Raw genomic sequence first — 20,166 nt, 5'->3', positions numbered from 1 at the left:
ATGAGCTGTCGGTGAAAGCGGAAGCAGAGGTTAACGCTGAATAATCTTGTCCCTATTTGCGAAAGGTTCGGCGTTGCACTGCAGAGCCGTGGTTGAAGTAGGCATGACTAACGACATGCCTCAGCCCGCTTTCTCGCTTTACCAGGCATTCGATCAAGGTGAATGGTTCCGCAGTAACGACCCACCGGAGAATGACCCCCAGTGAGAAATACACGAAGCCGGTGGTCGAGGAAATAATGAGTACCCTTAGATATTAGCGATGTGCTGCTAACGAGTCGCCGTCGAAAGTGTCAACAATGCTTCGAAAGCATTTATTTATGTATCCATGATCGAAGTAAGTTGTGTCGTGATGCACGAGTTAAAATGTAAAGAGGGACGGGGATGGGGATGGACGAATCTTATTGATCGGCGTAGCGGGGTGAGCGCGAAACAAGATAAAAGTTGCGTTTGATGTTGTTTCTCATGTGTGAAGTTATTTCAGAATCGTCTGATGGTGGCTGGCCGGAGTGTCAACTTAAACTATTTAGTGGAGGGAAGGTTCCGTTTTAATGGTAAGCGCTATTTTATTTTAAATGCGAACCCCCCTGTGGGCACTCTGCCGGCCACAGTGAGTAAACATGAATACAGACGACACTTTTTTGAAAATCAACCGCAGGCGCTTGCTCGGACTTGCAACCGGAGCCGGTTTGGTTGGCCTTCTGCCCAGGCAGGCGCTTTCGGGCTCGCCGGACTCGGCCATTGCAGGCCAGACTGCATCGAGGGAACAGGTGCGCTACCCGGAAAAGACCGGGATGATTCTGATCACCGATCGACCGCCGCAACTGGAAACCCCGCTGCATTTCTTTCGTCAGGATCTGACGCCAAATTCGGCACATTTTGTGCGCTGGCACTTGTCTGGTTACCCGACTGAAGTAGATACGCGAACCTTCCGTTTACGTCTCGACGGCCTTGTCGACAAACCGCAATCGTTCACTCTCGAAGAACTGGTCAAGGGTTTCGATCCGGTCACGTTGGTGGCGATGAATCAATGCTCCGGTAACGCACGTAGTTTGTTCAGTCCGCAACCGCCTGGCAGCCAATGGCAATTCGGCGCGATGGGTAATGCGCAATGGACAGGCGTACGGCTCAAAGATGTGCTGGCGCTTGCTGGGGTCAGATCCGGGGCAGTGGAAGTGGCGTTTTCCGGGCTGGACGAGTCGCCCATGCCAGGGCTGCCCAAAGTAGTCAAATCGTTGAAGTTCGATCATGCCGTCGATGGTGACGTGATGATCGCTTACGCCATGAATGGTGAGCCGTTACCTATGCTCAACGGCTTCCCGCTACGCCTAGTGGTGCCGGGCTGGTACGCGACGTACTGGATCAAATCGCTGGCACACATCGAGGTGCTCGAAAAGCCTTTGAGCAATATCTGGATGGACGTGGCCTACCGCATTCCTGATAACCCGGAAATCAACGAAGAACCGGGAAATCTGGCGAAGAAAACCGTTCCGATCAATCGCTTTGCTACCCATTCGATTTTCGTGCGTCCCGAGCCAGAAGAGCAGTTGTTGCTCAATCATCCGATGATGCTCGAAGGATTGGCCAATGACGGCGGCGACGGCATAGCCCGCGTCGAGGTGTCGTTGGACAACGGCCGCACTTGGGTCGACGCACTACTGGATCCTGAGATCGGGCGCTTTTCCTGGCGACGCTGGCGTTACCTTTGGACGCCACGCGAGAAGGGGCGTTACACCTTTCTAGTTCGCGCGACCAATCGCGCAGGCGAGGGGCAACCGGTCTCGCAGTGGAATCGTGGCGGCTTTGCGCGTCGCATGATCGAGAGCACCAGCGGAATGGTGGTCTGACATGGCCCGCCATTATCTGCCGTGCCTATTGGCATGCGCACTCAGTCCGACGCTCCACGCGCAAGAGTCGCCGGATGTGAATTTCGGCCAGGCGGTACACAGCATCACCGTGCCGCACAACGAGCCGTACCTGCTGGACGGGCCGGGACGTGCAGAATTTCTTCAGCAATGCGTGATTTGTCATTCGCCACGCTACGTCGTCATTCAGCCTACCTACCCCCGCAAAACCTGGGCGGCCGAAGTGGCGAAGATGCGCGACGAATACGGCGCGCCGATTCCCGATGCGGCGGTTGAGCCGATCCTCGATTACCTGATGTTCCTGCAAGGTAAGCCCGCGCCATGAGTGATGTTGAAACAAACGCCAGACATTCGAGCATCTCACGCGCGGCGCTGGTCATGCTGGTCGGCGTGTTGAGTCTGGGTACCGTTATTGCCTGGAGCGTGGTGCGCATGCCCGCGAGTTCGACCATTAGCCCGCGTGGCGACAACTTGCCCGGCGTGCCCCAAGGGACGACGTTTGACCCGGGCCGAGCGTCTGCCCTGATCCAAACCGGCAAAGTGGTGGTTCGCCAGCGTTGTGCCGGTTGCCATGACGCGCAGCAACGTCTGGAAGGGCCGTCCTGGCAAGCGATTGTGGCGCGCTACCAGCAACATGTTGGCGCAGATCCCATGGGTGCCGATGCCTTGGCGCTGATGAATACCGCCATTGGGCACCCGCGTCCGGGATGGGACGGATATACCCCGGGACCTTTAGCCATTGCTTTGACACCCGATGCACAACTGGGCGTGGCCGCCTGGATATTGAGTCATGCACGAGAAGAAATTAAATGAGAAGCCTTGATTCGGCATCGGCCGGAATTGCTCAACGACAGCTGGAATATCTACCGCGCACCGACTACGACCTGATCAAGGCGCACAGTTACGCGGCGGTCATCACGCTATTTCTGTCCGCCATAGCCGGCCTGCTGGTCGCGCTCAAACTGACCCTGCCGGAGTTGCTGGGTAACCACGCGGCATTATCTTGGGGCAGACTGCGATTCGATCACACCCAAGGCATCTTCTTCGGCTGGTTGGGTAACGCGTTTTTCGCGTTCTGCTACCACATGGTGCCTCGTCTGGCTGATCGTCCGGTTTACAGCCGCAAGCTCGGCTGGGGGATTTTCCTGCTCTGGAACTTCGGTGTGCTCTTGCCGGGATGGGCATTGATTTCGCTAGGCCTGGATAACCAGTGGCTCGCGGTGCAGTCGCTGGAATGGGCAGAGTTCCCGATGCTCATCGATCTGCTCGCGGTGCTCGGCTTGCTGCTGATCTGCGTGCAGTTCACCGGACCTTTTGTGCTCAAGCGTCAGTCCGGGGGGGTGTATATTTCCGTTTGGTACCTGGTGGGCGGCGCAGTCTTCAGTTTGCTGGCCTATCCAGTCGGCAACTTCGTCCCGGCTTTTATACCGGGGGCGCAGGGAGCTGCCTTCAGCGGACTGTGGATTCACGATGCGGTCGGGCTGTTTGTCACGCCATTCGTGTTGGCGATTGCCTATTACATTATCCCGGCGACCACCCAGCGGCCGATCTACAGCCATTTTCTGTCGATGATCGGATTCTGGTTTCTGTTTTTCTTCTATCCCTTGAATGGCACCCACCATTACGTCTATTCGGCAGTGCCGATGGATGCGCAGAAGGCGGCGATCATTGCCTCGGTGTACCTGGGGATGGACGTAATCCTTGTGGTATTCAATCTGTTGATGTCGCTGCGTGGGCAGGCGACGAAAGTCGCCAGTGAGGTGCCGTTGCGGTTCGTTTGGACCGGCATCATTTTCTACCTGCTGGTCAGCCTGCAAGGCGCATTCCAGGCTTTGATGCCAATCAATCGATTGACGCATTTCTCGGATTGGGTCATCGGCCACTCGCATCTTGCGATGCTCGGTTTCGCCACCTTCATCGCTGCCGGCGGCATTGCCCATGCGTGGCAGCGGATACCGCACGCGCGCTACAACGACGCCGCCATGAACTGGGCCTTCTGGCTGATTACCGTTGGCCTGTTGCTGATGTTCTTCACGTTGACGGCCGGAGGGCTGGTACAGGCGCACCTTTGGGCGAGCCCCGCGCCGTGGATGGATTCGGTTCGCGCATCACTTGCCTACTGGTGGCTGCGAGACATATCGGCAGTACCGCTGCTGGCAGGTTTTGTATTGTTTTTCTTCGGGCTGACCACGGGGCCGCGATCGGCTTCGTGCAACGTCGCAGCCCCTCGCTTCCACAGTGCAATGGCAGGAGCCTGATCCATGAAAACGGCTAATAGACACCGTGTTTTCAACAGCGTTTACCTGATCATTTTTGTTGCCGGCATTGGTTTTTTTGCGTTGTCGTTCTACTTGCTGGGGATCTTGCCCGGTCAGGAACTGCAAAAGGAAATTAACGCGCGCGCACCCGCTGACATGGCCGATTACACGGCACAGGAAGAGCGGGGTAGAACTATATATGGCCGTGAGGGTTGCGGTTATTGCCATACTCAACAGGTCCGTTTTGTTGCTGAAGACGTTGCCCGTTGGGGCGCGCCAACGCAGGCCTGGGAAACCCGTTTTGATTATCCGCAGCTGTGGGGTACGCGGCGCATCGGCCCGGATCTGGCGCGCGAGTCGGGTGTGCGCAGTAACGATTGGCAGCTTACCCACTTGTTCAACCCGCGCTTCGTCGTAGGCGACTCGGTGATGCCGGGGTATCCATGGTTGTTTGACGGCGATGCTGCAAAACCCACAGCCGATGCGGTGAGTCTGGTGGCTTATCTACAAGCGTTGGGGCGGCCACGGATTGTCTCCGGTTACGACGATGAAACAGCGCCAGCGCCTTCGCCAATGGCCGCGGGACATGCCGACAGCATGGACACATCCACGCTCGCGGCGCGGCGCCAGGCGATCTCGGCACAAGCACGGCTAGACGCAGCGGTGCCGCAATTCTCTCTGCCAGACAATCCGGAAGATTACTCAGTCGCTCTGGCCGCCGGGAAAACTGCCTTTGAGCAAAATTGTACGGCGTGTCACGGTGCGACGGGGGCCGGTGACGGACCAGGAGCCGCATCGCTTCTTCCGCGACCGGCAGATTTGCGCGCCGCCAGCTTCACCTCGGGGCGCATAGCAGATGCACTGTGGAATGGTCGCTATGGCAGTTCCATGCCGGCGTGGCGCGATCTCGACAACTCAACGCTCGCCGCGTTGACGGTGTACGTTCAGAGCCTGCACACCTTGCAAGCTTTGCCAGAGACCGCTACCGGCGAAAGCACTGTGCAGACCACCGCACTCTTCGAGAAAAACTGCAGCAGCTGTCACGGCGCAACTGGGCAGGGCGATGGCCCGGCAGCTCGCAGCCTGGCTCCGCGCCCGGCTAACTTTCAGCTCAAGCAAGGCAACCCTGACTATCTGGAAATGGTCCTGCGCAACGGCATCCCCGGCACCGCCATGCCACCGTGGGAGGAAGTCTTGACCGATCAACAACGCCACAGTCTGGTGCGTTACTTGCGTTCTCTTTATCAACCTTCTGCTCAGGAATAACCCATGTTCGCTTTTATGGTCATCACCATGACGTTGATCGTCTTTGCCTGCACAATCGCCTGGCTGTCCAGCAAGGCAATGAGGAATTGGTCGGAGGGGTCCAAATACCAGATGCTCAAGCGAGAGCAGACGTACGAACGGGCGCAACGGCGTGACGTCGCCTTACTCGGTTGCGAAAGCGCTGCGAAGAAAGCGACTGTTTGAATAGATTGATTGCGATCTGATAGTCCGATGTCGGCGTTCACGCTTATCCAGGTGAACGCTTTTTTTTTCGATAGAATTCGGCTGACAGATCAGCCTTAGTTAAACACGTTACTTTCCAGGCAATACGTTAGCAGATCCTGATCACTGGAAACCTCCAGCTTGCGCATGGCCGCAATCTTTTGCGTGCTGATGGTTTTTGCACTACGGGAAAGGTTGCGGGCAATCGTGGTTACGCTCTGCCCGGCGACAAACATGCGCAAGATTTCGAACTCCTTGGGCGACAGCCGAGAGATCCTTTCATCCAGCGCTACATTGGGCTCCTTTACGCACGTCGGCGCCGGCTTGGCGCTGTTGAACGAGCGACCTTGCGCCACGGCCATCAATGCCAATTGAATCTCCTCATGCAGCTGGCTTTTCTGAATGACCCCGACGACGCCCAATTCATGTAGTCGCGTCAGGATCAACGGGCTGGAGATCATGGTCAGTACCAGGACTTTCACATCGGCAAAATGCCTGAGCAGGTATTCCACCAGCTTCAGGCCATCTCCGTAAGGTGAATCAGCGGGCATGTTGAAGTCGGTGATCACAAGATCGACGGATTCACGCTTGAGCAGCTCGATCAGTTCGTTCGAGCACACAGCCTCACCCACGACGCGATAGCGGTCATCGCGCTCTATCAGCTCACGTACACCCAATAACACGATGGGGTGATCATCGGCGATCACGACGTTGAGTTTTGCCATGTTCGGCTTTCCCTGACTTATTGTTGAATGCATACTGATTACGCCAGCGCGTCGAGCATTGCTTCCAGTCGCCCCAGCATAGCGCCGATCTCGGTGGCCAAAGCCGGAGTAAGAGGCCGACCATCCAGGCGACTCTCGAGGCTGACACAAGCGTCCGCCAAACTGTCGGCCCGCACGGCGCCCAAAGCTCCGGCCATGCTGTGCAGATGACGACCAAGTGCAGCCGCGTCGTTGTCTTGAAGTGAGGCGGTGACCTTGTCAATGTCCTGTTGCATGGTGCTGAAGAACAACGCACGCATTTTCGGCGAAAACTGCGGCTGATCAGGGCGAGGAACATCAGGTGCACGCTGGTCGGGATCAACGGCAAGCAATGGATCGGCGACTTTGCAATGTTTGAGCAATTGCGTGCGCAGCATGTGCAGGTTCAACGGCTTGACGAGCCAAGCGTTCATGCCCACCGCCGCACAATGTTCGCCTTCATCGCGCAAGGCATTGGCTGTGACGCCGATGATCGGCAAATCAGCATCGTTCCTGCGCAGTGCCCTGGCCAGTTCATAGCCATTCATGACGGGCATGTTGACGTCGGTCAGCACCATGTCGAACAAGCCTGGCAGCCATTGGTGCAGCGCTTGTTCGCCGTCGGCCGTGGCGACCACTGTGCAGCCCAGCGCCTCCAGTTGCTCTTTGATGATCGCCCGATTGATCGGGTTGTCTTCGGCAATCAGAATGTTCAGATCCAGGCGTCGGACCTGCTCCGTGAGCGCCGTTCGGCTTCGTTTACCCGCACCTTGTTGCGCGAAACTGACCGCCCAAGCCATCGCCCGGATGTCATGCGCATCGACCGACCAACCTTCGGCGGTGTATTCCGCCGGGTTTGCCCCCGCGGTCGTGGCGATGACGCGCGGGCCGGCCCAGGCAGGTTGCGAGGACGGCAGCACATCGAGCAGCAGCGCTGAAGAGCCGGGCAAGTGTTTCGCGTCCGGCCCGAGGATGCGGGTTTCTTGGCCCAGTCGGTTGAACCAGTTGCAGACATGCTGTGCCAGTTCGGGCGCCGGTGCCTGTACGTAAATCGGCGGCGCATCAGGGGCGAACTCAGGGCAGTCGCTCAGTTGGCCTTCTGCGCAAGCGACATGCAAATGCAGAGAGAAACTACTGCCCAGTCCGGGTTCGCTGACCACTTTCAATTTTCCGGCCATCAGTTCACACAGCCACCAGCAGATCGCCAGGCCGAGGCCGGCGCCGGCTTCGCTGGACGTATCGCGCACTTGATAGAACGGGTCGAACAGCTGCGTTTGCTGCGCTTGGGAAATGCCGATTCCGGAGTCGCTGACCTGCCATTGCAGGTTGGCGCCACCGGTGTTTTGATCCAGCAGCCGTAGTCGCAATACCACGCGGCCGTTGTCGGTGAACTTGATCGCATTGCTCAGCAGATTATTGAGAATCTGCCGGATGCGCAGCGGATCGCCTTGCACCCGGTCCGGGACCGACGAATCAATGCAGGCATAAAGCTGCAGGCCTTTGGCCTCGGCGCACGCACTGTAGGCGCGCAAAGTATCTTCGGTAAGCTCCAGCGGGCAGAAGTCCTGAGCTTCAATGGTCATCTGCCCGGATTCGATTTTCGATACATCGAGTACGTCGCTGATCAGCTGAAACAGGGTGGCCGACGAACGATGAATGGTGCGCAAGTATTCCTGTTGACGCGGCTTGAGATCGGTCAGGCCCAACAGTTCGAGCGTGCCTAGAACGCCGTACAACGGCGTGCGGATTTCATGACTCATGGTCGCCAGAAAGCGCGTTTTCGCCTCGTTCGCCGAATCGGCCGCACGCAATGCCTGCTCCAGTGCCGCGGCATCATTTATATGCCGGGTCACGTCATGGAATGCGCAGATCCAGACATCCTCGCCATGGTAGCGAGCGCCTACCACCCCCGCGTGCAGATGGCGCCCATCGATTTCGAGGTCGGTCTGCCCGGGGCTGGTCAGCGGGCGCTTCTGGTTGAGGACCGCGATCAGTCGGTCGCTTTGATGCCACTCTTGAATATGCTGGTTTTCCAGCAATACTTGATGATCACTGCAATGCACCACACACAGCCCGGTGGGCGCAGCGTCGATGACTGCGCGGCTGAATGCCTCGCTTTCGGCAATGCTCTGATGCGCTTGATGCGCGGGGAGCACCACGCGGGTTTTGTACCACCGGTTGAAGGCCCGGCCACCACCAATGGTGGCAATCATTAACGTCAAAACGCCGAGCAGTGGCCACCACGCGTAATCGATAAAGCTCTTGAAGCCGACTACGTAAACCGCTGTCCAGCGTTGCGGGCCTTCATTGGAAATCTTGAACACCAGACCGTCGAGGCGAACATTCAGCCCTTCGCTCAACGTCCGGTCGGGCGGCTCGGTGCCGACCAACAGATTGCCGTTGGGCGCGGTGAGACTGAAGCGGTCGTAGATCGACCATTTCATGATGCGCTCGATATCGTTGATCTGGCTCAGGTTCAACAGCGATGCCACGACTACCCACGGACTGGCACCGCCAATGTCCAGTTGGCTTGCCGGCAGGTCGACATTGATGTAAGCCAGTACCCTCGGAGCGACGTCTTTATCCACTTCAGCACCATAGCGAACCCAGTGAACCCGGCTGTCCAATGGTTGCGGATTCTTCTCCTGCAGACGCTGCAATACGTGCGTCAGTACTTGCTGGAAGCTGACCCCCTGGATCTGCCTGGCGCCGCGTAATTGCCCGGCGGCGGGCACGGCGATATCAAAGTTGTCCGGGACGTTGAATAGAAACACCTGGGGCGACTGATAGTGCGAGGCCGACCAGAATGCGCTGTAGTAACTGGCTAGGTGCGCGCCCAACGCGAACACCTTGGCGCGCTCAGCCGTTTCAATCGCTGCCGGGTTGATCTTGACGCTGAAGGGCAGGGAAAAAGACAGCTCTTGAGCCCGGTAAATCCCGCTGCCTTGCTCGGGCATAGGTTCTTGCACAGACATGCTCATCCGCTGCGTATTCAGCGTGAGTCCCTTGGCACTTTGCTTGGCGATAGCGCTGAGGAAAGTGTCTTGTTCGCCAATGTTCTCCATCAGTCGTGCGAAGTGATAACGCACCGCATCACGCTGTTCGGCGACCATACGATTCAGGCCCCAGACGCTGAGACCAACCAACACTGATGCCAGACCGCACAGCACCACGACACCTTTATTCATGCGCAGCGAGCTACTGGCCAGTTTGTGCAATCGCACATTGGGATGAGTCATTGGACCAGCCTGTTGGAGACGCTTGTATAAGCCTTGGACACCGCTACCTCTGATGCAAACAGAATCTGTGCGCCAGGGATTCAATCCACTACAGCCGGGCCGTCCTGGGTCAGCAGTTGCTGAAATTCGGATGATGACACCGCATGGGAAATGAGAAAACCCTGAACCTGAGTGCAGTTGATTCTACGCAATAGCGCCAGCTCCTGTGCTGTTTCCACGCCTTCGGCCACCACCGTGAGACCCAACTGACGTCCAAGTGCGACGATGCTGGTCAGGGCCAGAGTCAACTCTTCATTTTCGCCGCAGCCGTGCACCAGCGCCCGGTCAATCTTCAGTTCGGTGAACGGCGTCGACACCAGATTCATGTACGAACTGTAGCCCTGACCGAAATCATCCTGCGAAAGCCCGAATCCCTTCATGCGCAATCGGCACGCACCAGCGTAGAAGTTGCTGATATCGTCGGGCATCGAACACTCCATCAGTTCAAAACAGATCATCGCCGGGACGCCATGGTGCTTGAGGACAAATTGCAGAATCCGGTCCGGCAGGTCTGGACTGTTAAGCAAGTGGGTGGGCAAGTTGATTGACACGGGAATCGCGTAGCCTTGAACGTCCCATAGTTTCTGTGCCTTCATCGCTTGCTCGAGAATACACCAGAGCAGGCTTTCCTCCAGGCCAAACGCCTTGAAGGCGGGCAGAAACATACCCGGCAAAAGCACCCCATGCTCGGGATGGATCCAGCGTGCCAGCGCCTCTGCTGCGACGATACGGCCGTTGGTCAGCGACTTTTTTGGCTGGAACCAGGCTTGCAATTCACCGTTGTCCAGACCCGCGAGTATCGCCAGGTGATCAATTTTCGGGCCGGGCGGAGGCTGGGTGGCTTGATGCGTTTTTCTCAACTGCTCGGTTAGCTTACGCAATGCACCGCTCTTGACCGGTTTAGAAATCAGGCCGATGACGCTGACGCCTAGATTGCGCGCTGCGAGGCTGGCGCTGGTCAGCATGCGTCGGGAGGCGACGCTCATGATCGCCAGCGCGGGCCTCGAACCTGATTCTGCCAAACCCTGAATGAACTGGACGCCGTCCATCCCCGGCATCAGCAAATCAGTCAGCACCAGATCGAAGTCGCGCCTTTTCAGGCAGTCCAGCGCTACGCTGCCTTCTTGAGCGAACTTCAGCTCAAAGTCTCCCAGCTCGCTGAACAGATTCCGTAAATACAGTTGCTGGAACGGGTGATCTTCAACGATCAGGATACTAAGTGGTTTCATTGGAAGTTCTTTCGTAAGGCGCCAGTTGGTTGTGTAAGGCCTGCAACGTGAAAGGTTTGACCAGACAATGGTTCATTCCAGCAGCCAGACACAGGGCTTCTTCGCCGCGCATGGCGTTGGCGGTTGCGCCGATGATCGGCACGTTGCAACCCATGCGGCGCAACTCTCGCGCAAGTTCGTAGCCATTTTTGCGCGGCATGTTGACGTCGCTCAGAATCATGTCGAAGCGACCTCTGCGCCACATCGTCAGTGCCTCCTCACCATTGCCGGCCAGTTCTGCCGTACACCCTAGTTCCTGTAATTGGTCATGCAGGATCAACCGGTTGATGACGTTGTCTTCAGCCACCAGTATGTGCAAATGCAACTTTTTCAGCTGCCATTGCAGGTTGTCATTTTCCGGTTTGATTGCCGAAAGCCCTTGGGCCCGGCTGACGGCCTGATGAATGGCCTCCAGATAGTTGATGTTGACGACCCAGCCGCCGGAACCTGCTTGGGGTTCGTTGTAGCCCTCGCCGGTGGCCATCACCAGCTGCCCCGTCCATTCAGGGGCCACGCGCGCTTCGTAGCAACCGGGATGCAACTCAAGCAGCACGCTGTCTGGCGTATCGGCGCCGCGCGAAGGGCGATCGAGTTGCGGGCGTGCGCCCCATCGACGCAACCAGCCGCTCATGGCTTCCGCGAGTTCGCGAACGGGTGAAAGCACAAACACCACTTTTGGCAACAGCGGCGTGAAACTGTCATTCAACGCGGGGCTTGAGGGCTGTTCCAAAGAGAGAGTCAGCGAAAAACTGCTACCTAGTCCGGGTTCGCTGACCACGCGGATACTGCCATTCATCAAGTGAGTGAGGCGCTGGCAGATGGGCAGACCGAGGCCAGTACCGGCGATCACGTTGGCGTGGCCGCGAGTTTGGTAGAAGGGCTCAAAAATTCGTGTCTGGTCCTCCTGAGTGATGCCTTTTCCAGTGTCCGAGACTTGCCAGAACAAGTTGGCGCGCTCGCCGTCGCGGCCAATCAGACTCACGCGTAGGACGATATGACCCGCGTCGGTGAATTTGACGGCGTTGCTCAGCAGGTTGTAGAGAATTTGGCGGATGCGCGACACATCGCCGATCATCCGTTCCGGCAATTTCGGATCAATCACCGCGTATAGATCAAGGCCCTTGCCGTGGGCTGCTGCTGCGTATCCCTGGATCACTTCGTGAATCAGTTCGAGTACGCTGAACTCTGTGAGTTCGAGTGCCAGTTGCCCGGCTTCGATCTTCGATACATCGAGTACATCGCAGATCAATTGCAACAGCGTCGCAGATGATCCTTCGATGGTGCGCAGATAGTTGGTTTGTTGCGCATCCAATTCGGTTCGGGCCAGCAATTCCAAGGTGCCCAACACGCCATATAAAGGCGTGCGGATTTCATGACTCATGGTGGCCAGGAACAGGGTTTTTGCTTCGTTCGCTGCATCGGCCAGTTGCCGCGCCTGATCCAGCGCATCTTCAATCTGAGTGCGGGTGCTGATGTCACTGAAGGCGCAGAGCAAGACGTCTTCGCCCTTGTAACGGGTGGGCGCGCAACTCAGGTACAGGTGACGGCCGTCGGCGGCTTCGAAGTAGTCAGTGACTTGCGGGTTCATCTCATCGAATGCCTGGTAGATCCAGCGCGGACTGAGCCGTTCACGCTCACCACTCTGGCCCAGCCATTGCTGTGACAAGGTGTTTTCCAGCACCACCTGGCCGTTGGCGCGCCGCAGTACACACAGCGCAACGGGTGCGGTCTGAATCACGTCGCTACTGAATAGTTCGCTTTCGACCAGTGCCTGGATCCGACTGATGGTGGGCATGATAAACCGATCTTCGAGGCGTCGAATCACAATCCACACAAGGCTGATGCTGAACAGGCAGAACAGTAGGGCGCCGCCAAGTCGTGGCCATAGTGCGATGAGCACATCACGCAAATCGATGGAGTAGACCAACTGCCAGTCGGATGACTTCAATTGTTTGCGCATCACCAGATTATCGGGCAGGAAATGTTTTCCAACAAAGCCAAAGAAATTCTGACGCTGCATTTGCATGAGATTTTTACAGATCTGTGCAGGTTGACTGTTGCTGAACACCAGCATGCCGTCGGGGTTGAACATCATGAACTGCCCAGCGCTTTGATCATCCAACGCATGGGATACTTCGCGGCCGTCCATCTCAAGTCCCAACCACCCGGAATCGAGGTCGTGCGCATCAAGGCGAATGAATATGTATAACTGAGAATGACTGGACGATTGATTGGTCAGCCACAACTCGTCCATCGCACTGGAATTCTCACCTTTCAACGCTTGCAAGCGTTCGAGCATTGCCTGGGGAAAGTCGGCCACGATCGGTGTCGCCGTATAAAGTCTTTTCACCTGAAGATTGTTGCCACTGCTGACGTACAGCAAGTTGACCTGCTTGCTCCTCAGATATTGCCGAATCCGCTCGCTCAGCCAAATGCTCCATTGCTTGCCGCGCGTATTGCCCAGTAGTAAATGGATTTCTTCCGGTGATACTTGCGGCTTTACGCCATCGGGCTTGCGAATCGCCGACAGGCTAAGGCTTTCGAGCAGCGCTTCGCGGGTGGTGAAAAAGGTATGGGCTTCAGCAATTGCACTGCTCATGTGGCTGCGTCTGCGCGACACTTCGGCGTTGAACGTCAGCAGCAGAAAACTGTAGACGCCGCTTAGTATGCCAACGAGCAAAACCACGCCAAAAATACGCAACAAACGTCTTGCGGCATTTGGCGTAGAGAGGAGGGGATTGATCTGGTAAAGGTAGTTCTTCAGTTTCATCTGACTACCCTATCGATAGGGTATTTGAGCGGGTATCAGGCGATTCCTAAAACTGGCGTTCTTTGTGTTTATTCGCTGACGTAGAGGTCGCATCGCTTTAGTTTAGTGTCGTAAGAATTTATAAGCCGCAGAGGACTGTCTGGCTCGGTCAGGCTTTTGGTATTTTCATATGACGATTTTCATTGATTGATCACGCCACTACACAGCTATAACGATAGGAACATAAGACGATTCCTAAATATCAATAATTATTTCTTTGTAGCCCTATGGCAGCTTTCCGGGACAAGGATTGTGTGTTCGTATATAGGACGATTCTTATATACATTTGCTAGTATATTTCTCGGGGCTGCGTAAAAGGCTGTGGTGTAGACTAAGCTTCGCAAGACTAGCTGCGCTATGCGGCGAGTTGAATTATGTCGTAGGAGGCTATGTGAGTAACCGTGTTGAGCAGGCAATGCTCAAACAATCGACCGCTCTGATGTTTGCTGTGGCAATTGCCGCTATCATCACGGGTTTTTTTTCTGGCTCCCAATCGATTTTGTTCGATGGGTTTTTTTCGTTGGTCGCAACCTTCATCAAAGTTCTAATGCTGATCACCGCCAAGTTGATTGCCAAGGAAAGCAACCAGCGCTTCCAGTTTGGCTTCTGGCACCTGGAACCGATGGTACTGCTCATCGAGGGCAGCTTTCTGTTATTGATTGCAATTTACGCCTTCCTCAGCGGTATGTTCGGCATAATCAATGGTGGTCGCGAAGTCGAATTGAGCATAGTGATCCCTTTTGCTGCACTGCTTAGCATCGTCTGTTTGGGCTATTTCTTCTACGTCCGCTATCGCAATCGTACGTTGAAATCTTCGCTGATCCAGTTCGACAATATCAGTTGGCTGGTGGATGCAATGCTTTCGATCGGCTTGCTGGTTAGCTTTCTCACCGCGTTGGTGCTCAAGTCGCAAGGCTATGGCGCATGGGCCGCTTACGTCGATCCATCTATCCTGATCCTGTTGGGGCTGAGCATGCTCGCACCGGCGCATAAGATCTTAAGGCCAGCGTTACGCGATGTACTTGGGATCGTCCCAGATCAGCTAGATGAAAAAGTTCGCCGAGTGATGGACGAGGTTAAAGCTAATCAGGGTTTTTCCGAATACGTCTCGTATGTTCAGAAACATGGACGCGCGCGGTTTATCGAAATTCATGTAGTGTTGCCGATGGACTATCAATTGCAGGATGTGGGAAAGCTAGATGCACTCAGGGAACAGATTTCCGCCAAGCTTGGCAAGCCGGACGCGACACGATGGTTGACCATCTGCTTTACCGGAGATCGAAAGTGGATTGCCTGATCTTCTTAGGGAACAAACGAGAGCGTGCATGAGCGCATGCGACTACCGGTAGTAAGTAAGTGAACAGCATTGTTGCCTTGCCGCGCATTTTTATTCGTGCAGATTAGTGACGTTTAAGAATCGTCTTATGGGCTGGGTGCATGTGCCAGTACATCATTGAATCACCTGCTACGGCAAGCCGTGGAACAGGGACGTTAAATGATGTAATGGCACATCTACTACAGCTAAGGGTAACTTTCATGGTTAAGAGTATCTGTAAATGCACCGCTCTGTGTGGTTCCTCATTGTTGATCCTGATGGCCGCCGTCAGCGCGCAGGCATCGGACGGCCAAGTTGAATTCACGGGTTCGATCAACGACAACGCTTGTACCATCAGTACCGAAAACGTGAAGAAGTCGGTCGATTTGGGGCAGGTCCGCGTGGGTGACTTTGCCAACACGGTCGGCGCCACCGCTGGATCCGTTCCGTTTTCCATCTCGCTGGAAAACTGCAGCAGTGCGACGTTGAAAAATGCGGCGATCACCTTCCGCGGACAGCAATCGTCTTCCGATCCAACGATCCTGGGCATGACCGGTGCCAATCAGGTAGCGGGGGTCGGTATTCAAATCAACGATGCCCGCACCGGAGCCAAGCTATCCCTCAACACCGCCAGCACGGATTACGTGTTGCGCCCGCAGTCCAATACCTTTGATTTCACCGCATCCTATGTGCGTCTGGTTGCAGACACAGAGGGTGCTGATGGCAAGCCTGGTGTTCGCGGTATCGGCACCGGTCAGGTGAATGCACTGGCCAGTTTCGATGTGACCTACAAGTAATCATGATATTAACGCCAGGGGTCGCATTCAGCAGCGAGCCCTGGTGTTAACCGAGGACTATTTATCATGCGCTTAAAAGTTGCGGCCATTACGGCTCTGGCGGCGTGTTTTTGGTTGCCCCAGCTTCAGGCGGGCGTCAACGTGGGCACCACACGCGTGGTTTATCAAGGTAAAGACAAAGAGGCGAATCTCTCTCTGGCCAATACCGATGATGATTCGCCTTATTTGGTTCAGTCTTGGGTAAGTCCTTATGACAATCGCGACACCAGTGCCGATGAATTTATTATTACTCCGCCGTTGTTTAGACTCGATGCGAAAAGTCAGAATATTCTGCGAATAATCGCAACCAACGTACAGCACTTGCCCGACGATAGGGAGAGTTTGTTCTTTATCAATGTCAAGGCTATCCCGGCGGTGGGCCCCGAGCAGCACAGTCAGAACGTACTGCAGATTGCATTGAAAACGACGATCAAACTTTTTTATCGTCCGGAACACTTGAAGGGATCATTGAAGGAGGCTGTCGATCAACTGCAGTGGAACGTTGACGATGGCAAACTGAGTGTTAGTAATCGCTCAGGTTTTAATGTAGTGGTGAGTGAGGTATTGGTTAATAACACCATTAACAAAGATTTTCCTGAAGTCATTAAGCCCGCTAGTACGCTGCAGTCCGCACAAGCACTTAAATCGGGCGATAAAATTGTACTAAGTTACATAAATGAATACGGCAGCACCGTCAAGGTAGATCCCGTCACAGTTCACTGAGCATTAAGGTTCTAAATCTTAAAGAAAGGACTCTCTCATGCCTCGTTTGCGCATGTGTGCCTATGCGCGCCTACCCAAGTATTGGAGTTGCTTTGCCCTGATTACTTCAGGATTGACAACCCCTGTGGTTTACGCGGATTACAGCTTCGATGCTTCATTTCTGGAAATTGGCGGAGGTAGCACTTCGACCGAAGTTGCTGAGCAAGTCAAGACCATGAGCAAGGGGCAATTGCCGGGCGTGTACCGTGTCAATGTGACCGTCGATAATCGGAAGGTAGAGCAACGTGACGTACGATTCGTTCAGGAAGCAGCGAATCAGAAACCGACTCCCACGGGATTGTTCCCCTGTTTCAGTGTTGATGACCTGGCAGCGTTGGGGGTTGAATCGAGTCGGCTTGCTCAGGCCGATATCAGTGCCGACCAATGTGTCTACTTCAACAGTGATTTGGCTGATATCACCTATAGCTACGACTTTCATAAGCAGCATCTGGATCTGCAGATTCCGCAGGCGTACATCGGCAGCGTTCCGTTTGCAGTCAGGCGTAAAAGCTGGAGTGACGGGGAGCAAGTAGCCTTCTCCAACTATAATTTTTCCGGTAGCCATTACGAAGCGCCGTACGGCAATCGTCAGTCACAGTTCGGTAGTTTGCGCAGCGGTATCAATACTGGTGCCTGGCGCTTGCGTAATTTTTCGACCTGGCAGAAAAGCACCAACGTCGAGGGCAATTGGAAATCGGTAGATTCCTATGCCCAGCGCGATCTGGGCGACATGATGGCCATTGCCACAATCGGCGAGAGCTCTACCGATAGCGAATTATTCGACTCCATTTCCTTTCGCGGTGTCGGCATTGAGTCGGACCTGGACATGCTGCCTGAAGACTCGCGCAACTTCGCGCCCGTCGTGCGTGGCGTGGCAAACGGTCGATCATTGGTCACGTTACGCCAGCGCGGTTACGTGATCAGTGAACAATGGGTGCCTTCCGGTCCGTTCGCCTTAAAGGATCTTTATTCAACTTCCAGTAATGGCGATATCGAGGTGAGTGTTGAAGGCCCCAATGGCGAGCGTCAGGTCTACACCCAGTCATTTTCTTCGGTGCCCTACATGATGCGTGAAGGCCAGCAAAGCTACTCGTTGACGGCAGGGCAGTATCGACCGGCTGATGGGGCGATCAGCCAGGAAAAACCAGCCTTTGTGCTGGGCACGTTGCGCCGCGGATTGAGCGACGGCACGACGCTGTTTGGCGGCGCCATAGTCAGTGATCAATACAAATCATCGCTATTGGGTTTTGCTTATGATTTTGCCGGCGTCGGTGCGATTTCCATCGACGTGACCCATGCGGTCAGCGATGACATGGGGGCTGAGGCTAAAACGCTTTCGGGTCAGTCCTATCGTTTTCGCTATTCCAAGACGTTAGACCTGACTAATACCAACTTCAGCCTGATTGGCTATCGCTATTCCACGAGCGGTTATTACAGCTTCAATGAGGCGGTCAATGCGCGCAGTAATCGTTCGTTAACCCCCTATGTCGATGATGCCCTGGACAGCAGCCGGGCATTTTCGCCGTACCTGCAAGGCCATATGAAAAGCAGCTTTACAGCCAGCGTATCGCAGCAATTAGGCGATTACGGTGGCATGTTCGCCAGCCTTACCAAGACCGATTACTGGAATATGGCCCAGAGCAACACGTCGTTGCAGCTGGGTTACAGTTTCAGCGTGGGCTATGCCTCTTACAACCTGGGGCTGGCGCAGAACAACAGCAGCGGTGATGACACTCGCAGCCTGTCCTTGAGTGTGAGCATTCCTCTGGGACAGCCTGGCAGCAGCAGCCGTATTGGTTTGAGCAGCACCCAGGATTCCAACGGCGGAGCCACTCGCTCAGCCACTTTCAGCGGCTCCAAGTTCCAGGACGATGCGCTGTCCTACACCTTGGGCGTCAACCAGCAGGTCAGTAATGATGAACGGGTCGTGGGAGGTTCGGTTGCCGCACGTTACAACGGTGCCAATGGAATTTGGCACGGTTCGTACAACAGCGATAAAAACAATCGGCAATTGGACTTTGGCGTAGAAGGGGCTGTCGTCGCCACGCGGGATACAGTGATGTTTTCTCAGCCGCTGGGGGAAACGAACATTATCGTGGCCACACCCGGTGCCGCCGATGTCGGCGTGTTGACCCGAAGCGGCGTCAAGACCAACAGCAGTGGCTACACGATTATTTCGTCGGCCCAACCTTATCGTAATAACCGAGTGTCGCTCAACACTGACTCGTTATCCGATGATGTCGATATTCCTGCACTGGTCCAGGAAGTCACGCCTAACCGCGGCGCTTTCGTGTTGGCCAATTTTCAGACCCATAACGGTCGTCGCCTGCTGGTCAGTGTCACCACACAGCAGGGCACGCCCGCGCCGTTTGCAGCACAAGCCCAAGTATTCGATCTGGAAGACAACTTGCTCAGCGACGCGATGATTGCAGACAAGGGCAGGGTGTTCCTGACCGGCGTGCCGGACAAATTCCGACTGGTCATCAAGGTTAACGAAAAACTTTGGTGTAGCGAGGACCTGGACTTAAAACAATACAGCCTGCCGGCAACGGGTATTGGTCAGTTCAAGGTCACTTGCACTCCCTCCAAAAAAATAATGGCTGACCATAACGAATGAGGTGGTCCTATGCGTGATCTGACAATGGGAAAATTTATCTGGATAAGAAAAATCCGGTGCTGCTTTTTAATTGTTTTTTGCAGTCTGGCCAGTCGATACGCTATGTCTGCGGACCCGGTGCTTAGTTTAACTTGCAGCAACACCGAGATGACCGTGAATCTAAAAGAGGTCATTCCACTTAGTCCTTTCCAGACCCGCTTTGCAGGAACTTGCAAAGTCAACTCAATCATTGCGCTAGGTGGATACTACACCCAAGCCCAGCATGGGCAGTCCAACACGGGGCGAGACTTAACGGTAGTGGCGGCGGCAACTGGTTATGACGTGCCCTATGAGAGTGCTCCAGCAAATACTGCTTGTTTTGAACCGGGCAATTGTGACGGGTACCTAGACGTCGGTGATACTCTTTCATACGATTTCATCATCTCTGGGACCACTAGGACCACGCCAGGATTTTATTTTGGAGGGGTGACCTTATATGGAACCGATGTGGCTTTCGCGAGTAAAGTCGCCATCGGGGTGGTGAATTTCGCCTACACGGTTGTTCAACCTACTTGCTCCATCAGCTCAGCGTCCCATCTTGCCCTTGGGTTCGGTGCGCTTACGAGCAACGACTTCGCCTCGTCGCAGCAGGTGGCTGAAATCAGCTTGAGCTGCAGCGCAGCCACGCAGGTCAATGTCACGCTTGTACCGACTCAAAGCGCGGTCAATGGTTCCCCTGGTGTATCCGCAACTACCCTTGACGGTTTATCCATGGCCGCCACATGGGTCGACAGCACCTCTGCCGTTGTCTTTAACACACCGCGCAATTTTGCAATGAACAAGGGTAGCAACCTCATCCAACTTGGATTCCGTCCCAAGCTCAATGCTGGCAGTTCCCCTGTCGGGGATTTTTCCAGCCAGTACACACTGAACATTGTCTATCCCTGATCT

Annotated in this window: 15 protein-coding genes; 10 read left to right on the top strand and 5 right to left on the bottom strand. The window is 55.2% G+C overall.

Annotation, left to right across the window (positions count from 1 at the left end):
• The first annotated feature begins 617 nt into the window (after positions 1 to 617).
• Genes ACM6J5_RS18085 through ACM6J5_RS18065 form a run of 5 tightly spaced genes read left to right on the top strand, consistent with a single transcriptional unit; the run spans position 618 to position 5,386 of the window.
• Positions 618 to 1,844 (top strand): molybdopterin-dependent oxidoreductase, encoded by a 1,227-nt coding sequence (locus tag ACM6J5_RS18085; RefSeq protein ID WP_414929074.1) that lies wholly within the window; start codon positions 618 to 620, stop codon positions 1,842 to 1,844.
• A gap of 1 nt (position 1,845) precedes the next feature.
• On the top strand, positions 1,846 to 2,187 hold the full coding sequence (locus ACM6J5_RS18080) for a hypothetical protein (protein ID WP_074877428.1): 342 nt from the start codon (positions 1,846 to 1,848) through the stop codon (positions 2,185 to 2,187).
• A complete protein-coding gene (locus tag ACM6J5_RS18075) occupies positions 2,184 to 2,675 on the top strand; it encodes a c-type cytochrome (protein ID WP_414929073.1) in 492 nt (163 codons plus the stop codon). Before ACM6J5_RS18080 ends, ACM6J5_RS18075 begins: the two co-directional genes overlap by 4 nt.
• Positions 2,672 to 4,120, top strand: a complete 1,449-nt coding sequence (locus ACM6J5_RS18070) for a cbb3-type cytochrome c oxidase subunit I (protein WP_414929072.1) — start codon at positions 2,672 to 2,674, stop codon at positions 4,118 to 4,120. Before ACM6J5_RS18075 ends, ACM6J5_RS18070 begins: the two co-directional genes overlap by 4 nt.
• Positions 4,121 to 4,123: 3 nt before the next feature.
• Positions 4,124 to 5,386, top strand: coding sequence for a cbb3-type cytochrome c oxidase subunit II (locus ACM6J5_RS18065; RefSeq protein ID WP_414929071.1), 1,263 nt, complete (start codon positions 4,124 to 4,126; stop codon positions 5,384 to 5,386).
• On the opposite strand, the gene ACM6J5_RS18060 is transcribed toward ACM6J5_RS18065, so the two are convergent.
• From ACM6J5_RS18060 to ACM6J5_RS18040, 5 genes are all read right to left on the bottom strand, one after another.
• Complete coding sequence (locus tag ACM6J5_RS18060; protein WP_154946631.1) at positions 5,377 to 5,631, bottom strand: hypothetical protein; 255 nt, start codon at positions 5,629 to 5,631, stop codon at positions 5,377 to 5,379. The two genes, ACM6J5_RS18065 and ACM6J5_RS18060, sit on opposite strands and share 10 nt — an antisense overlap.
• Positions 5,632 to 5,685: 54 nt before the next feature.
• Positions 5,686 to 6,333: a response regulator gene (locus tag ACM6J5_RS18055; RefSeq protein WP_127929393.1), complete on the bottom strand. Its 648-nt coding sequence runs from the start codon at positions 6,331 to 6,333 to the stop codon at positions 5,686 to 5,688.
• A gap of 38 nt (positions 6,334 to 6,371) precedes the next feature.
• A complete protein-coding gene (locus ACM6J5_RS18050) occupies positions 6,372 to 9,590 on the bottom strand; it encodes a response regulator (RefSeq protein WP_414929070.1) in 3,219 nt (1,072 codons plus the stop codon).
• Positions 9,591 to 9,670: 80 nt separating this feature from the next.
• Positions 9,671 to 10,858: an EAL domain-containing protein gene (locus ACM6J5_RS18045; RefSeq protein ID WP_008041712.1), complete on the bottom strand. Its 1,188-nt coding sequence runs from the start codon at positions 10,856 to 10,858 to the stop codon at positions 9,671 to 9,673.
• Positions 10,845 to 13,667 carry an ATP-binding protein gene (locus ACM6J5_RS18040; protein ID WP_127929391.1) on the bottom strand — a complete coding sequence of 941 codons (2,823 nt, stop codon included), beginning with the start codon at positions 13,665 to 13,667 and terminating at the stop codon, positions 10,845 to 10,847. Before ACM6J5_RS18040 ends, ACM6J5_RS18045 begins: the two co-directional genes overlap by 14 nt.
• Positions 13,668 to 14,097: 430 nt before the next feature.
• Between ACM6J5_RS18040 and ACM6J5_RS18035 the strand changes: the two genes are divergently transcribed.
• The 5 genes from ACM6J5_RS18035 to ACM6J5_RS18015 all read left to right on the top strand — a co-directional run bounded on the left by ACM6J5_RS18035 (position 14,098) and on the right by ACM6J5_RS18015 (position 20,163).
• The gene (locus ACM6J5_RS18035) at positions 14,098 to 15,003 is read left to right on the top strand and encodes a cation diffusion facilitator family transporter (RefSeq protein ID WP_154946630.1); all 906 of its coding nucleotides are present in this window, start codon (positions 14,098 to 14,100) and stop codon (positions 15,001 to 15,003) included.
• 239 nt (positions 15,004 to 15,242) lie between these two features.
• Complete coding sequence (locus tag ACM6J5_RS18030) at positions 15,243 to 15,818, top strand: fimbrial protein (RefSeq protein WP_127929389.1); 576 nt, start codon at positions 15,243 to 15,245, stop codon at positions 15,816 to 15,818.
• Positions 15,819 to 15,884: 66 nt separating this feature from the next.
• On the top strand, positions 15,885 to 16,580 hold the full coding sequence (locus ACM6J5_RS18025) for a molecular chaperone (RefSeq protein ID WP_127929388.1): 696 nt from the start codon (positions 15,885 to 15,887) through the stop codon (positions 16,578 to 16,580).
• A 37-nt stretch (positions 16,581 to 16,617) separates the two neighbouring features.
• Positions 16,618 to 19,236, top strand: coding sequence for a fimbria/pilus outer membrane usher protein (locus ACM6J5_RS18020; RefSeq protein WP_127929387.1), 2,619 nt, complete (start codon positions 16,618 to 16,620; stop codon positions 19,234 to 19,236).
• A gap of 9 nt (positions 19,237 to 19,245) precedes the next feature.
• Entirely contained in the window at positions 19,246 to 20,163 is a 918-nt protein-coding gene (locus tag ACM6J5_RS18015) for a fimbrial protein (protein WP_127929386.1), read from the top strand.
• Positions 20,164 to 20,166 lie beyond the last annotated feature (3 nt).

It is taken from the genome of Pseudomonas sp. IT-P74 (assembly GCF_949768175.1).
Lineage (GTDB): Bacteria > Pseudomonadota > Gammaproteobacteria > Pseudomonadales > Pseudomonadaceae > Aquipseudomonas.
The sequence above is the reverse complement of the archived record's forward strand: the minus strand, read 5'-3'. Positions and strand labels throughout refer to the sequence as shown.